Annotated in this window: 11 protein-coding genes; 6 read left to right on the plus strand and 5 right to left on the minus strand. The window is 46.7% G+C overall.

The window, feature by feature from the left end; all coding sequences use genetic code 11:
* Nucleotides 1-181: 181 nt before the first annotated feature.
* The 3 genes from ftsY (at nucleotide 182) to Q5866_RS15350 (ending at nucleotide 3,400) form a co-directional block, all read left to right on the plus strand.
* On the plus strand, nucleotides 182-1,132 hold the full coding sequence (ftsY, locus tag Q5866_RS15340) for a signal recognition particle-docking protein FtsY (RefSeq protein ID WP_303181144.1): 951 nt from the start codon (nucleotides 182-184) through the stop codon (nucleotides 1,130-1,132).
* 146 nt (nucleotides 1,133-1,278) lie between these two features.
* Nucleotides 1,279-1,752 (plus strand): low molecular weight protein-tyrosine-phosphatase, encoded by a 474-nt coding sequence (locus Q5866_RS15345; protein ID WP_303181145.1) that lies wholly within the window; start codon nucleotides 1,279-1,281, stop codon nucleotides 1,750-1,752.
* Between the two features lie 52 nt (nucleotides 1,753-1,804).
* Nucleotides 1,805-3,400: a S8 family serine peptidase gene (locus Q5866_RS15350; RefSeq protein WP_303181147.1), complete on the plus strand. Its 1,596-nt coding sequence runs from the start codon at nucleotides 1,805-1,807 to the stop codon at nucleotides 3,398-3,400.
* A gap of 31 nt (nucleotides 3,401-3,431) precedes the next feature.
* Here the strand turns inward: Q5866_RS15350 and Q5866_RS15355 are convergent, their stop codons facing one another.
* Nucleotides 3,432-4,382, minus strand: coding sequence for a phosphoribosylaminoimidazolesuccinocarboxamide synthase (locus tag Q5866_RS15355; protein ID WP_303181148.1), 951 nt, complete (start codon nucleotides 4,380-4,382; stop codon nucleotides 3,432-3,434).
* A 20-nt stretch (nucleotides 4,383-4,402) separates the two neighbouring features.
* Complete coding sequence (locus tag Q5866_RS15360; protein ID WP_186978511.1) at nucleotides 4,403-5,350, minus strand: PhoH family protein; 948 nt, start codon at nucleotides 5,348-5,350, stop codon at nucleotides 4,403-4,405.
* A gap of 103 nt (nucleotides 5,351-5,453) precedes the next feature.
* On the opposite strand from Q5866_RS15360, the gene mazG reads away from it, so the two are divergent.
* The 3 genes from mazG to Q5866_RS15375 all read left to right on the plus strand — a co-directional run bounded on the left by mazG (nucleotide 5,454) and on the right by Q5866_RS15375 (nucleotide 10,091).
* On the plus strand, nucleotides 5,454-6,251 hold the full coding sequence (mazG, locus tag Q5866_RS15365) for a nucleoside triphosphate pyrophosphohydrolase (RefSeq protein WP_099291896.1): 798 nt from the start codon (nucleotides 5,454-5,456) through the stop codon (nucleotides 6,249-6,251).
* A 152-nt stretch (nucleotides 6,252-6,403) separates the two neighbouring features.
* Nucleotides 6,404-6,754: a hypothetical protein gene (locus Q5866_RS15370; protein WP_099291897.1), complete on the plus strand. Its 351-nt coding sequence runs from the start codon at nucleotides 6,404-6,406 to the stop codon at nucleotides 6,752-6,754.
* Nucleotides 6,755-6,860: 106 nt separating this feature from the next.
* Nucleotides 6,861-10,091 (plus strand): FAD-dependent oxidoreductase, encoded by a 3,231-nt coding sequence (locus tag Q5866_RS15375; RefSeq protein ID WP_303181150.1) that lies wholly within the window; start codon nucleotides 6,861-6,863, stop codon nucleotides 10,089-10,091.
* 125 nt (nucleotides 10,092-10,216) lie between these two features.
* Here Q5866_RS15375 and Q5866_RS15380 read toward each other — a convergent pair whose 3' ends face one another.
* The 3 genes from Q5866_RS15380 to Q5866_RS15390 are packed head-to-tail and all read right to left on the minus strand — an operon-like array spanning nucleotide 10,217 to nucleotide 15,599.
* Entirely contained in the window at nucleotides 10,217-11,497 is a 1,281-nt protein-coding gene (locus Q5866_RS15380) for a TolC family protein (RefSeq protein WP_255469644.1), read from the minus strand.
* Nucleotides 11,494-14,568 carry an efflux RND transporter permease subunit gene (locus Q5866_RS15385; protein ID WP_303181151.1) on the minus strand — a complete coding sequence of 1,025 codons (3,075 nt, stop codon included), beginning with the start codon at nucleotides 14,566-14,568 and terminating at the stop codon, nucleotides 11,494-11,496. The genes Q5866_RS15380 and Q5866_RS15385 overlap by 4 nt, the downstream gene beginning before the upstream one ends.
* The gene (locus tag Q5866_RS15390) at nucleotides 14,568-15,599 is read right to left on the minus strand and encodes an efflux RND transporter periplasmic adaptor subunit (protein WP_303181153.1); all 1,032 of its coding nucleotides are present in this window, start codon (nucleotides 15,597-15,599) and stop codon (nucleotides 14,568-14,570) included. Before Q5866_RS15390 ends, Q5866_RS15385 begins: the two co-directional genes overlap by 1 nt.
* Between the last annotated feature and the right edge of the window lie 78 nt (nucleotides 15,600-15,677).

Here is a 15,677-nt window from a genome sequence, read left to right on the forward strand (position 1 = left end):
GTACTGCCGAGAGGTGGGAGAGTAGGTCGATGCCAGATTTAGAGAAGAGCGATTCAAACGAGTCGCTCTTTTTTTATGATGTAAATGGTATTCCATTTTCGATTTTTTCAATTTTCAATTGTAAATTCTACATTCTCAATTTATTTTTCTACCTTAGTGCTCTGAATCAATTTATGTGAAAATGGCATTATTCGGTTTATTTAATAAGAACAAGAAAGAGAGCCTTGATAAAGGGTTAGAGAAAACGAAAGAAAGTGTATTCAAGAAGCTATCCAGGGCAATTGTCGGAAAATCAAAGGTTGATGACGAAGTACTGGATAATTTGGAAGAGGTGTTAATTTCCTCTGACGTGGGGGTGGATACTACTCTTCGTGTAATAGAGAGAATAGAAAAAAGAGTACAGCGCGACAAGTATATCGGCACGGATGAGTTGAATCGGGTGTTGAAAGAAGAAATAGTCGATTTATTGAAAGAAAATAATTCGACAGATTATGATTCTTTGAGTTTACCCGAGGGACACGGACCATACGTGATCATGGTAGTTGGTGTGAATGGCGTCGGGAAAACGACGACAATAGGAAAGTTGGCTCATAAGTTTAAAGAAGCCGGAAAATCGGTTGTGTTGGGAGCTGCAGATACTTTTAGAGCCGCGGCGGTCGATCAACTGGTGATTTGGGCGGAACGAGTAGGAGTGCCTATCGTGAAACAGGGAATGGGTGCAGACCCTGCATCTGTGGCATTTGATACGTTAAGTAAGGCCAAGGCAGAGAATGCTGATGTCGTGTTGATTGATACGGCCGGAAGACTCCATAATAAAATTAATTTGATGAACGAATTGACCAAGATCAAGAAAGTGATGCAGAAGGTTATTCCTGATGCACCTCATGAAATATTACTTGTTCTTGATGGTTCTACCGGACAAAATGCCTACGAGCAGGCGAAGCAGTTTACTCTGGCAACGGAGGTGAACGCTTTAGCGATTACCAAATTGGACGGTACTGCAAAAGGTGGAGTGGTGATAGGTATTTCGGATCAATTCAAGATTCCGGTGAAATATATAGGTATTGGAGAAAAGATAGACGATTTGCAGGTGTTCAACCGGGAAGAATTCGTGGATTCTCTATTTAATTGAGTCTGTAAGGTTCATAAAGTTATAACGTCCATAAGTCAATGGACACTGCGGGCGCTTTGTTTACGGCAGCTTATGTTACCGATAAATATTGTCCGAAGGACACTTGTGACTTTACGGACCTTATAGACTTTACGGACTATTTTACTATGAAGAAAAAAATATTATTTATTTGCTTGGGAAATATATGTCGCTCTCCCAGTGCGGAGGCGATTATGAAGCATTACGTGGCGAAACGGGGACTGGAGGATCAATTTTATATTGATTCGGCCGGGATTAGCGGTTATCATTCGGGTGATCCGGCAGATGAACGGATGCAGGCACATGCTATCCGCCGGGGATACGAGTTGACCAGTTTATCCCGAAAGTTTTATCCTGATGCGGATTTTGAGAATTTTGATATGATTATCGGAATGGATGACCAGAACGTGCGGGATTTGCGACGTATGGCAACTACGGAAGAAGAGAGAGGAAAGATTTATAAAATGACGGATTTCTGTCGGGGTTTCTCTTACCGGGATAGTGTACCGGATCCTTATTATGGTGGGGCTGCGGGGTTTGAATTGGTATTGGATTTACTGGAAGATGCCGTGGAGGGATTATTGGAACAGTTGAAAGATTGAAAAGGAGATAAAAGAGGTATTGGGGAATATCAAGATAATTTTTTAAAACGGAATGATGAAGAAAATGAAAATGTTGGTGTTCTTACTTCTCTTCGTACTGCCGGAAATAAGTATGGCACAGCGGGAGAAATATCCTTTAGATTGGTTTTTGCGGGATGTAGAGCAAGACAGTATGTTCGGTACGGGGGTACACCGTATTTACAAAGAGTTGTTATCGGGTAAGAAGCCTGTACCTTTGATTGTCGCAGTGATAGATTCGGGTTTTGACACGACAGCCCAAATGTTGGCTCCCGTGTTATGGCGTAATTCCGGGGAGATTCCCGGAAACGGGAAAGACGACGATCGTAACGGGTACGCGGATGATATCCACGGTTGGAATTTTATGGGTACGCGGGATGGAAAATCCTTATCGCGCGGTGTGCCCGAAGAATTGCGGACATATAGCTGGTTGCTGAAGACTTATAGAGGGAATATGAAAAAGATGTCCCCGGAAGAGAGGGATTTATTCGTGACGTTGCATAAAACCTACGGAATCAGAGAGGTCGAGTACGAACGAAAGAGTATCGAGGCTCAAGAGGAGTTGAAGGAGATTAAACAGATAAAGAAACAAGCTTGGTTTAAACAGGCTTATAAGGAGCATTTGGCTAAAAAGGCGGCGGAGCCGGTGTTGACAGAGGAAGAAAGGTTTGAATTGTTTAGAGCCGGAAAGTTACCTCGGACAGAACCGGATACGGTAGAAAAGATTCTTTCTAAAGAGAAACAACTCTTGCATAACATAAAGAATGCCGAGGAGTTATTCACGATAGCTTTTGATATTCGTAAAGAGATCGGGGACGATCCGTATAATATTAATGACCAGAAGTACGGTAATCCTTATTTTCCTCTCGCTTCGAGCAGTAAGCATGGTACTCATGTCGCTTCTACTATCGGTGGGGTAACGGAACCCGAATCGGGAGTGTACGGTATTGCCCAAGGGGTACGGATTATGTTGTTGCAAGTCGTACCGCCGGGAGGCGACGAGGAGGATAAGGATATTGCTTTAGCTATACGGTATGCCGTGGATAACGGGGCTAAGGTGATAAACATGAGTTTCGGGAAATACACGGCTCTCGGTAAAACACAGAAGTGGATAGAAGAGGCTATGGATTATGCCGCCGCCCATGATGTTTTGATTGTTCGTGCTGCCGGGAATAATGGCAGGAATACGGATCAAGTGAATGTTTACCCCTTGCGTCCCTCAAAGCCGGAAACACAGGCTTGTTATATATGTGTCGGTGCGCATGGCTCTAACTTAAGGGCGGAGGATGCAAATAATAAGTTCGTGAGTTTTTCCAATTACGGGAAAAAGACTGTTGATTTGTTCGCACCCGGACATAGTATATATAGTCAAGTTCCTTATGGAAAATATAGTCAAGAGTCGGGAACAAGTATGGCATCCCCGGTATGCGCGGGAGTGGCGGCTCTTATCCGGATGTATTACCCTCGTCTGACCGCGGCACAGGTGAAAGAGGTGCTAATGAAAACGGTGACGCCTAGTGATCAAGTTTGCAAGTTCGGCAAACAGTCGATAAAATTCAGCGATATGAGTATTAGCGGAGGGATGTTGAACGGGTACAAGGCAATGAAATTGGCAGAAGAGATAAAATAAATAAAGCCCGCCGAAAGGCGGGTTTTATTTATTATTTTAGCAGTGTTGCCAAGCAGTCGTTCACGTTCTTTTCGATACGCGCAAGAACGTTGTTGTTCTCTGCCTTCTCGAATTTTGTTCCGGTGATATGCTCGTACAATTCTATGTAACGTTCGGTAATGTTATTTACAACCTCAGGTGTCATTTCGGGTACTTGCTGTCCTGCTTTCCCTTGGAAACTGTTATCCATTAACCATTCGCGTACAAATTCTTTGGATAACTGGCGTTGTTTTTCACCTTTGGTAAGGCGTTCCTCGTAGCCGTCAGCATAGAAATAACGGGAAGAGTCGGGCGTATGTATTTCGTCGATTAAGTAAATCTTTCCGTCTTTTTTACCGAATTCGTATTTGGTATCAACCAGTATCAATCCCATTTTCGCGGCAATTTCCGTACCTCTTTGGAAAAGGGCAATCGTGTATTTTTCGATGGCCTCGTAGTCTTCTTTACTAACTAAGCCGGAAGCGATGATTTCTTCTTTTGAAATATTCTCGTCGTGTCCTTCCATAGCTTTCGTGGTAGGAGTGACAAGCGGGGTGGGAAACTTCTGGTTCTCTACCATACCCTCGGGTAAAGGCAGCCCGCAAAGCGTTCTGTTTCCTGCTTTGTATTCTCTCCATGCACTTCCTGCCAAATAACCGCGGATAACCATTTCCACCTTGAAAGGTTCACATTTGTGACCGACGGTTACCATCGGATCGGGGGTTGCAATTTTCCAGTTCGGCACGATGTCAGCCGTTGCGTCCAGAAATTTTGCAGCAATTTGATTTAAGATTTGTCCCTTGTAAGGTATTCCTTTCGGGAGTACCACGTCGAAAGCGGAAATTCTGTCGGATACCAGCATAACGAGGTATTCGTCGTTGATGTTATACACGTCGCGTACTTTACCGACGTATTCATCTTTCTGTTTCGGAAATTTGAAATTTGTTTTTACAATCGCTTCCATGTTATTTGCTTTAAGATCCGTTATTTAGTTTTTTCTTCGTTATTATACGCGTTGACAATATCCTTTACCAGCCGATGCCGCACGATATCATTATTATCAAACTCAACGAAGGCGATCCCTCTGATGCCTTGCAGTAATTTGAACGCATGTATGAGTCCCGAATCATCGCGTTTGGGTAAGTCTATCTGGCTCATGTCGCCGGTGATAACGAACTTCGCGTTAATACCCATGCGGGTAAGGAACATTTTCAATTGATTTTTGGTCGTGTTCTGTGCCTCGTCGAGGATGACGAACGCATCGTTCAAGGTGCGTCCTCTCATGTATGCCAACGGGGCGATTTGGATAATTTCCGTTTCCAGATATTCCGTTAGTTTCTTGGGAGGAATCATGTCGGAAAGGGCATCGTACAAGGGTTGCAGGTACGGGTCTACTTTCTCTTTCATGTCACCCGGTAAGAATCCCAGACTTTCCCCCGCTTCCACGGCAGGACGGCTGAGTATGATGCGTTTTACCTCTTTGTTTCGCAGGGCTTTGACCGCTAGGGCTATTGCCGTGTAGGTTTTTCCCGATCCGGCGGGTCCCGTGGCGAAAAGTAAATCGTTCATTTTCGCCAGATCGACTAATTTATGTTGGTTGGGGGTTCTGGCCCGTATGGTTTTCCCGTTATTCCCGAAGACGATAATCGACGCCGGATCTTCGGGATCTTCCACGATATTGTCCTCGAGGATGATCCTTTTGAGGTTTGCTATCGTGAGCATATTGTATTTATTATAATGTTCCAGAAGGGCATTAATTTTGGCAACGAGCACGTCAATATCATTCTCTTCGCCTTGAATAATGATTTCATCTCCGCGGGCGGTGATCTTCAATTTCGGGAAAAATTCTTTTAACGTGATGAATTTTGCGTTGTTAATGCCGTAAAAGTCAATAGGATCAATGTTTCCAATACTAATTCTTTTCTCTATCATGAAACTTAAAATAAATAGCTTATTTTTGCAGGTGCAAAGTAGGGAAAACTATTGAAAATTGAAAGTTGAGAATTGAAATTTTTTCATTAACGTAGAGTTAGTCATGGAGAAGGATTTTAGCAAGCAAAAAGAGGCTTTCGCCGAGTTACTGGATATCATGTATACCTTGCGGGAGAAATGTCCTTGGGATCATAAACAGACGTTGGAGTCGTTGCGGACGCTGACCGTGGAGGAAGTGTATGAGTTAGGTGACGCGATCGTGAAAGGGGATATGCAGGAGGTGAAAAAGGAGTTGGGGGATTTAATCATGCATATTGCTTTTTATGCTTTGATAGGGGAGGAGAGGGGTGAGTTTGACATTACCGGGGTGTTGGAGGAAATTTGTGAGAAGTTGCGTTACCGGCACCCTCATATCTATGGCGAGGTGAAAGTGGAGAACGCGGATGATGTTACCCGCAATTGGGAACAGTTGAAATTGAAAGAAAAAGGACGGCATCATAAGGTGTTGGAAGGAGTACCGGATGCACTTCCGGCATTGGTGAAGGCTTATCGAATACAAGATAAGGTGAGAGGCGTGGGGTTCGATTGGCATCAAAAAGAAGACGTGTGGCTTAAAGTACGGGAGGAACTCGGGGAGTTGGAAGTAGAGGTCGCGAAGGCTGACCAAGAACACATGGAGGAGGAATTCGGGGATTTCTTGTTCGCGATGATTAATGCCGGACGTTTGTACGGGATTAATCCCGAAGATGCTTTGGAAAAAGCGAACCGGAAGTTTATTCGTCGTTTCTCTTACGTGGAAGAACAGGCAAATGCTGCCGGAAAGAAGCTGAATGATATGACATTGGAGGAAATGGACGTGTATTGGAATGAAGCGAAAAGACAAGAAGCGGTTAGAAATTAATTAATTCACGATTTATGAATTACGATTTACGATTAAAAAAAAGCATGGTTCGGTGGGGAGCATTTAATCTGGAATCGGAAATCATGAAATCTTTGAATGAGTATCGGCTTCGTGTGGCTGGAATCTAAAATTTAAAATCTAAAATTAATAAGGTGGATTTAACGGGTAAGTGGAAATACAAGGAGGATTACGGTTACGGTGTGGCCGAGGGAGAATTATTCTTGAAACAGGAAGGAGATGAGCTGTCCGGTAGGATTATTTTTACGGACAAATTGAATGATGATGAAGCGTATATGCTTCAAGAGTTTTTGATCGGGTCGTTGGAGGGGCATAAGGTAAAGCTGGATGCCGAGGAATTTGATATTATTCATTCCGAACACGAGATCGATTACGAGTTGGACAGTTGGTTCGGGGTACTCGTGGATGATGATACAATTGTCGGTCTGAGCAAGGACGGACAGGGTATCGAGGGTAAATTTACGTTCGCACGAGAGAAGAATTAGATGTTAAAAAAACAATAAATTGGAAAAGCTGACAAAAGTCAGCTTTTTTTTTTGTTCGATATTCTATATTGCAGAAGAATCTAATAACCTAACTAATAATATACTTATGTCGAAAATTAATTCGCATCCAATTCTGGATGTACCGAAGCGGGATAAAGTGGTTTTCACTTTTAACGGGAAAAAAATAGAGGGAGAAAGTGGTTATACTATCGCGGCTGCGTTGCATCAAGCGGGTTATCCCGTGCATAGCCATAGCATTGACGGGCGCGGACGTTCGTTAGCTTGTGGTATCGGTAAATGCGGTGCTTGTGAAATGCTGGTAGACGGCAAGGTGCGGCGTATTTGCGTGACGAAGGTGGACGGGGTGAAAGAGGTGAGGGAGCTTGCACAGGGGGAAATGCCCGAACGTTGTGACGCGCACGGGCAGGATACCCGGAAAATACTTCGCACCACGGTCGTTATCGTTGGTGCCGGTCCGGCGGGCTTAGCCGTGCGGGAAGAGTTCAATAAATACGGTGTGGATAACATCGTGATCGATAATAACGACAAGATCGGGGGACAGTTTAATATGCAGACGCACCAGTTTTTCTTTTTCGAGAAAGAGAAGCGGTTTGGCGGCATGCGTGGTTTCGATATAGCCAAAACTTTGGCGGGGGAGAGTATGGAGGGTATATATTTGAATTCCACGGTATGGGATGTGCTGGAGGGAAAGCGGATTGCCGTGAAGAATCTGGACACGGATACCGTCTTTTTCGTGGATGCCGACTATCTGGTGGTTGCCACGGGTGCGGTTCCGTTTATGCCCGCTTTCGAGAATGACGACCTTCCGGGTGTGTACACGGCAGCGGTGGTTCAGAAAATGATGAACAATGAATTGACGTTGTTGGGTAAGAACGTGTTGACCGTGGGAGCCGGTAATATCGGGTATCTGACTTCTTACCAGTTGATGCAGGCGGGTGCCCACGTGAAGGCGATCATTGAGGCGATGCCGAAAGAGGGTGGATTCCCCGTGCAGGCGAACCGGGTACGTCGTTTGGCTATCCCGATCATGACTTCGCACATGTTGTTGAAGGCTATTCCGAATGAAGAACATACCGGAATCAAGGGTGCGGTTATTGCCGAGTGCGAGAATTTTAAAGCGGTACCGGGTACGGAAAAGATACTGGAAGGTATTGATGTGATTAATATATGCACGGGATTGATTCCTGACAATCAATTGTTGACGAAAGGGCGTGCCGTGTTTGGCGAACGTTGTTATGCGGCGGGGGATGCCGTGCGTATCGGCGAGGGAACGAGTGCCGTGTTACGCGGGAAACAGGCTGCCGCGGAGATCATGTTGGATATGGGTACCCGGGTGAGTTATGATGATTATTTGGTCTTGTCCAAAGAATATATCGACTCGCAACAACATCCGGTCCGGATACTGGAGGCTCCCCGTCTGCCGGATGCGGAGCGTATGAAGAAGAGAGGTTTTGTGCAAATGGATTGCCTGTACGGTTTTGCTTGTAATCCTTGTTCATTTGCGTGTCCGCACGGGGCAATCACGAAGAGTTCTACTTCAACGGTTCCGCACGTGGATTACGATAAGTGTATCGGTTGTATGGAATGTGTTTACCAGTGTCCGGGTTTGGCCATATTCGGTTACGACTTGCGGAAAGACAGTTTGTTCCTGCCGATCGAGTACGAGGTAAAAGAAAAAGAAACGGTTTATCTCGTGAACAATTACGGGGAGAAGTTGGGAGAAGGTATCGTCGAGAAAGTGTTGCATAAACCGAACAAGACGAATATCGCGCGGGTGAAAGCGTTGGATATTCACGGTGAAGAGCTGGTGAAAGTAAGAGGTTTCGTGGTGAAAGAGAATTACCCGGAATGTCTGGAATTGGAGCCTTTGCTGAAAGACGAGAAGGGTGCTACTTTTATTTGCCATTGTGACGATGTGATGTTGGACGACGTAATGCAGATCGTGGGCGATCGTACCTTTATTTCTATCGACGAGATCAAGCACACGACTCGTTTGGGGATGGGACCGTGCCGCGGCAAACGTTGTATCCCTCGTTTGAAAACGGCTTTGAGGGCAAAAGGAATCGAAGTCGTGGGAGATGCCACACCGAGAGCCCCGTTGTCGAATCAATTGAACCTTGGTGAATTATACCCGCCGAAGCGAGGGGAAGAATACCGGGTTGCCAATCGTTCCGATTTCAAGAAAGTTGAAGTGGGTGCTTTGATTGCCGGGGGTGGTATTGCGGGTAGCGCTTTGTTCCGTTATATGGCAGAGGCGGGGTTGAATCCCGTGCTCGTGAACGCGGACAGGGGGTCCTCGTGGAGAAACATCGGCGGAGGTCGGACGGCATTCTCGTTGCCGGAGCTGGCAGAAATTGCAGAGCATAATCACGCGATATTTAAGGAGTTGCAAGGACTTTCCAATATTGACTACAAGACAACACGATATATTAATCTGGCACATGACGAGGCTACCTTCAACGCTTTGGATGCCAGCCGTGCTTGGTCGGATGCCTATATGGTCGAACCGAAGAATTTTCAGAAAGAAATTTCTCCTTATTTTGACACGAAATCCAAACGTTATCTCGGGGCTTTGATCACGAATGATTGTTGGCAGGCGACGCCGGGTAAGGTGGTCGATTTGATTCGCAACATGGGTATCCACGCCGGAGGTCGTGTAGCGGAGGATTGCAAGGTGCTCGAAGTGATGAAAGAGGGATCGACATACAGTATTCTGGTGCTGACGCATGATAAGAAATACGTGGAATTTCGCACGGATGTATTCGTGAACGCCTTGGGTGCGGGAGCGGGGAAGATATGCGAGGGATTGGGTATGCACGCCGGATTGTATCCCGTGCGCCACCAAGCGTTTATTACCCGCCGTCTGCCGATGTTGGGCAAGAACGGCGATAGTTTGGATATGTTGATTGACCGTCAGGAGTACAAGGGATTCTCTGCCGTGTACGGGCAACAATTGGTACACACGGGACAAATTATCGGATGTGCTTCCCCGCGGGTGGATGCCTTGCGGACGGACAAGAATCTGATCTTAAACACGAAGGAGTTTATAGAGATTATCAGTGAGTTCTTCGTGGACTGGATGCCTAAGTTGGCGGGTGTGAGTATACAAGCCACGTGGTCCGGTTATTACACGGAACCCCGTTATATCATTGATCCCGAATTGGGATTGTTCGTTGGAATGAGAGGACATGGGTTCATGCTGTCGCAATATCTTGCCAAGATGTATGTCGATAAGTTAATGGGACGCCCGGTACCGGAATATTTTGACAAGTTGAAACTGAATGGTCCGGGATTATCGGAGAAAGCATTTAAATAAGGATGAGGGTGACAGCACCTCCTCTATAAACGGAGGAGGTGCTGGAATACAGTCTAAAACGCTAGAAAAGTAACTTGCAACTTGCCGCAGGCAAATGCAACCTGCAACTTTGCTGAAGGCAAATTTCATGGTCTGGTATGTGTCAAGTAGTTGGATAGCTTTGTTTGGTAGTCGGCACAGGCGGACGTGTAGTTGTTGCAACTTTCCGTGTACAATGTTTCTGCGGTTAGTAAGTCACTTAACGAGGATGCTCCGGCATTGAAATGTTGTTTGTTCAATCGCAGGTTCTCGGTCGAGGATGCGATGGATTTGCGTGCCAGTTCGATTTGTGCGTAGGATTCCGTGAGTTCGCTCCACAATTGTTCGATCTCTACGGCGAGTAATTCTTCTGCGTTTTTACGATCATTCTCTGCCTGTTCTTTTTTTATGCGGGCTTTTTTTATCACGTGCGAGCCGCCCCACCATGAAGAGATCGGGACGGATACGCTGGCGAAAGCGAGTTCTGTGTTCACGTCTTTTTTCATGATGTTGTAATAGATGTGTCCCACGCCGACGCCTACCTTCGGAAGATGTTTGCTTCGTTCCATCCGGACTTGATACCCTTGGGCATCCACGTTCTTCTGTGCCAATAGGTATTCGATCCTTTGTTGTACGGCATCTTGGGGGGTGATATAATAATTAAGGGGTGATTCAGGTTGGGTAAATTCACTCGTGGCGATATCAAATGACGTGAAATCAGCCCCGATATATTGTGCCAATACCATTTTGGTGACACGCAGCCCATTTTCAACTTTCAGTCGTTGGCTGGCTATTTCCTGTTGCCGGAGTTCAACCCGTAACAAATCATTACGGGTAGTGAGTCCGGTTTTTACGGCCAATTCTACTTGACGGTAAATCTCCGCCAGCAATTTGTCTACCACGTCAAGCGTGGAATGATGATTGTTTAACGTGGCAATCAGCCAGTAGTATTCGGTGGTTTTTTGTTTCACTTCATTTTCGGTCAAGCGATGTTGCAAAACACGGACTTCTTCGCCCAGTTTTGCCAGCTTGTTGCCGTTGATGATCTGTAATCCGGCAAAAACGGGTTGTACGGCAGTGGCTGTCGCGAATGCCCCTTTTTTTATGAAAGACAGGGGAATTTCCGCTAGACCGAACAGATCGAGATCGGCTTGCAATAATTTCTCGCTGCCTTGAAATACCATACCCGAGGCCGATACTTGCGGGAAGTAAAAGGTGAAAGCCTCTTTACGGGTTTGTCGAGCCATTTCAACTTCCAACAAGCTGTTTTTGATGCTATTGTTCTTTTCTAGGGCTGCCGCCAGACATTCTTCCAGCGTGTACACCTGCCCACGCGTGATGAAAGGCAGGAATACCATACAAAACAGGAAAAGGTAAATATGTTTCATGATTTCAATCGTTTATCGTTTTTTGAATAGAGTTTCCAATATACCACGGGGAGAATCGTGATTACCAGCAGCAGCGAACCGATACCCCCGGCAAAGATCGTGACACCGACAGGCGTCCAGAACGTACTGTTGCTGAAGATCATCGGGATAACTCCCACGGCTGTCGTTGCCGTTGTCAAGAAAATGGGAACCATACGGCGTTTGCCCGCGTCGTAAGCGGCTTCCCGTGCTGTTTCCCGGTGATTTACGCGGCGGTCGTCCGCGTGCTGGTACATGAGTATGACATTTCGCACGATCATTCCCAGCAGGGTGATGAAACCGAACACGGAAGTGATACTAATCGTCTTCCCGGCGATCCATAGTCCTATCATGGCGCCGAACAGGCATAACGACATGGCGAGCATGGCAACGGCGGTAATCCCGAATTTCCTGAAGCTGGTTAGAATAAAGAAGAATATAATGACCATCGCTATCCCCAGACCAGACATGATGGGCGGGAGTGTTTCCATGTCGTATTCGTATTCCCCGCCAACTTCCGGGGACAGGCCTGCCGGGAATTGTCCCTGCAATTCCCCGTCAATCATCTTGTTTATTTTGGACAGGGTTTCCAGTGTGTTTTCTCCCCTGCGTAAATCGGCTATCACGGAAAGACAGCGCATCCCGTTGCGGTGGACGATTTTACTCTCGTGCCATGCGGGTTTTACATCTGCGATTTGCCGCACGGGAACGGAGGTTGGGGAGGTCGTTGCCGGGAGATAAAGATCCTTGATGTTTTGTGCCGTCAAGCTGTCTTTGCGGGCATTTTTCATGATGACCGGGAGGGCGTAATCTCCTTCCCAAACGGAACCGACGGGAATACCGGTGGTTGCTATCGACAAGTTGAGAGCCATTGCGGTACGAGTAAGCCCGAGTTGTGACGCGGCAACCGGATCGAGCGTGATTTCCATTACCGGACGGGGTACGTCGTAGTTCGTGTAGATGCGAGCCAATTCCGGCATGAGGCGCATGCGGGACATCAACAGGTCGGCAGCACGATGCAGAGAGTCGATATTCTCCCCTTGGAACCGGAATTCCAGTTCCGGAACCAGTTGGAAATCCAGTTGTTTGAATTTCACGTGGGCATCGGGGAATAGATCGGCATACCGGTTCGTGTATTTATCCAAAATATCTTCGGTATCTTCAATGGAAGTCGTGTTCACGATGAATTGAGCGTAGTTTTTTGCCGGCATCTGCGGCGCATATGACGTTTGGAAACGCGGGGAGGAGCAACCGATAAAAGAGGTGATGGAAGTAACCCGCCCGTCTTCTTTCAGTAGAGCGTAGACCGAGTCTGCCACCTGTTCCGTGCGGGACAAAGGAGTACCTTCAGCCAGATAGATCTCCACGGCAAACTGATCCCGATCGGCAACGGGAAACATACGATATTGCAGTAGGGGAACGATCATTATTGCAACAAGGACAGAGGCGATTCCCGAACCGATAGTCAACCGCGGATGACGGAATGTCCATCCCAGAATACGTTCATAAAGTCTCTGTACATGATCCGTGAGTCTTTTCTTGTCGGTTTTGATGTATCTTTTCCGGATAATCCACGTGTTTAATAACGGAATGATCGTCACGGCAAGCACGAGTGAAACCATAAGATTAATCGTGATTGTCCAAGGGAAATAGGTGACAAAGTCCCCTATCTGACCGGTTAGCGTGAATAATATGGGGAAGAATATAGCACAGATACATGCCGTGGCTAACAGCATCGGCAGGAAATACCGGTTGGCACTCGTGATAGCGGCGTACCAGCGTGAATATCCTTTATTGAGGTAGTCCAGATAACCGTCGATGATGACAATGGAGTCGTCAACAATCATTCCCAGCACCACGATAAGTGCGGCGAGAGTCACCGTGTTGAGTGGTATGCCGCACAAATACATGATTCCCACGGAAATAAAAGTTGCAAAGGGTATTGTAATTGCGGCGACGAGCGCGGAACGGAATGGAAATAAAATCATCATCACGAGAATAATGATAATCATGGCAATGATCAACTCGTGCAGGAACGAGGAAACGGAGTCCCCGACCACTTTTGCCTGATCGGCGATACGGCTGATGGACACGTCGGCGGGCAGCACGTGTTCCCGGTAATCATCAAGTACTTTGTCCACGTTTCTGCCGTATTCCACGATATCATACCCGCCGCGCATTTCGAGGGATAAAATGACACAGGGATGTCCGTTGTTTTTGATGTAACTTTCCGACATATCGTATTCCCGCGTGACACGGGCAATATCTTTTATCCGTACCACGTTGTTGCGCGGGTCAGAATAGATAATCTGGTTTGCTATCTCTTCTTCGCTACACAAGGCGGGAGAGATGTGCAAAGGTATATTTATTTCCTCGTTTTCAACAGAACCGCCGCTTGTCGTGAAGCCTTGCGAAAACAGGATGCCCGATAATAACTTTTCGTTGATACCGTACACTGCCATACGTTCCTGATCCGTGTAAATGGTGATCTGTTCTTTTATGGCACCGTATGAACGGATATTTGAAACGGATTCTACCTGCCGTAGCCGGTCACCCAGTTCGTCTGTATAGATTTGTAATTCCCGGTAAGAGCGTTTGTCGGATTCGACAGCGATCAGCAGGGCGGAAGTATCCCCGAAATCGTCGTTGGCAATGACAGCCACTACTCCCGAGGGCAATTGCGACTTGAACAGGGAGAGTCCGTGTTTGATTTTAGACCAGACTTCGTCTTTGTTATTCACGTTGTCGTTCAGTTCTACCATGATGTAGCACATCCCGTGTTGGGACGTGGAGATCGTTTTAGCCCGTTTTACTTCTTTGTAAGTGAATAGAAAACGTTCCAGCGGTTTGGTCAATTGTTCTTCCACCTCATTGACAGATGCACCCGGGTATACCCCGACCACGACGCCCTGCCGGACGGTAAATTCCGGAAATTCCTGTTTAGGCATCCGGTTGATCCCGAGGATTCCGAAAATAAACATGAGGATAACGATCAGCATGGAGATCCGGTAATTCACCATGGTCCAATGAACAAAATTAAATTTCTTTTTCATTAGAATATGATTTTATTGCCTTCACTTATTTTTTGATATCCCTCGGTAATCACGCGTTCTCCCGGTGTCAGCCCTTTGGTGATCGCTATACGGTTGCCTGCGGTTGCTGCGGTTGTCACCGGTGCGCGGAAGGTAGTGCTGTCGGCTGCGACTTTCCACACGAACAGTTGTCCTCGGGCATCCCGTTGCACGGCTGTCAACGGGAGTGTTATTCGGGTATCGTTACCCAGCGTCACGGTGACGGAGCATACCATGCCCGGTAATAGTTCTTTGTCCGGATTCGCGAGTACGACACGGGCATCATAGGTGCGTGTCACGGGATTAGCCACGACTCCTTTTTCCAAGTTGCCGCCCTCGTACATCCGGTTATTTAATGCTGCCACCCGTATACAGGAATGGCAGGCGGGAGTCAAGTTCGATATTTCCATTTCGGGCACGGTAAATTTGGCTTTCACTTGGTTGATTTGCACCAGCGTCAAGACAGGTTGTCCGGGGATTGCGGTTTCTCCCGCTGATAAGTTTTTTTTCCCGACTACCCCGTCAAAAGGTGCGTAAATCATGCAATCGTCATAGTTCTTGCGGGCGATGTTGTACGTCGATAGAGCCTGTTGCAGTTTGGTGTTTATCTCTACCATCTTTATTTCCGGAAGGCTCTCCCCGTCGTACATTTGTTTTAAACGGGAATGTGCGTCTTTGGCTTGCTCCAGCGTGGCGGAAGCTGCATCCAGAAGATCGCGGGCGGAAGCGTCGTCCAGTTGTGCCAGAAGTTGCCCTTTGCGCACGGGTTCTCCTTCCCGTACATGTATCTTTTCTATTTTTCCGGCTATCCCGAAACTGATAGCGGCACCGGCTTCCTCTTCTATCACGCCCACGTAAGAGCGTTGCACGATATTTTTGGAACGGGTAACGATTTCTGTCGTTACTTTTTTAGGGGTTACACTTGTAGGGGCTTTTCGTGTTGAACAGCCCGTGAAAACGATGATAATGACAAGCAGGTAGCATCGTGAGGTTCGTCTGATGAGTTGTTTCATGATTTTTTCGTTTAATTTCCGGTACAAAAATCTTCTTTTACTTTCGCATTATAAAGGTCGTTTTTATGTCTTGATTGG

The sequence above is a fragment of the uncultured Butyricimonas sp. genome, from assembly GCF_959596855.1.
GTDB classification, from domain to species: domain Bacteria; phylum Bacteroidota; class Bacteroidia; order Bacteroidales; family Marinifilaceae; genus Butyricimonas; species Butyricimonas muris.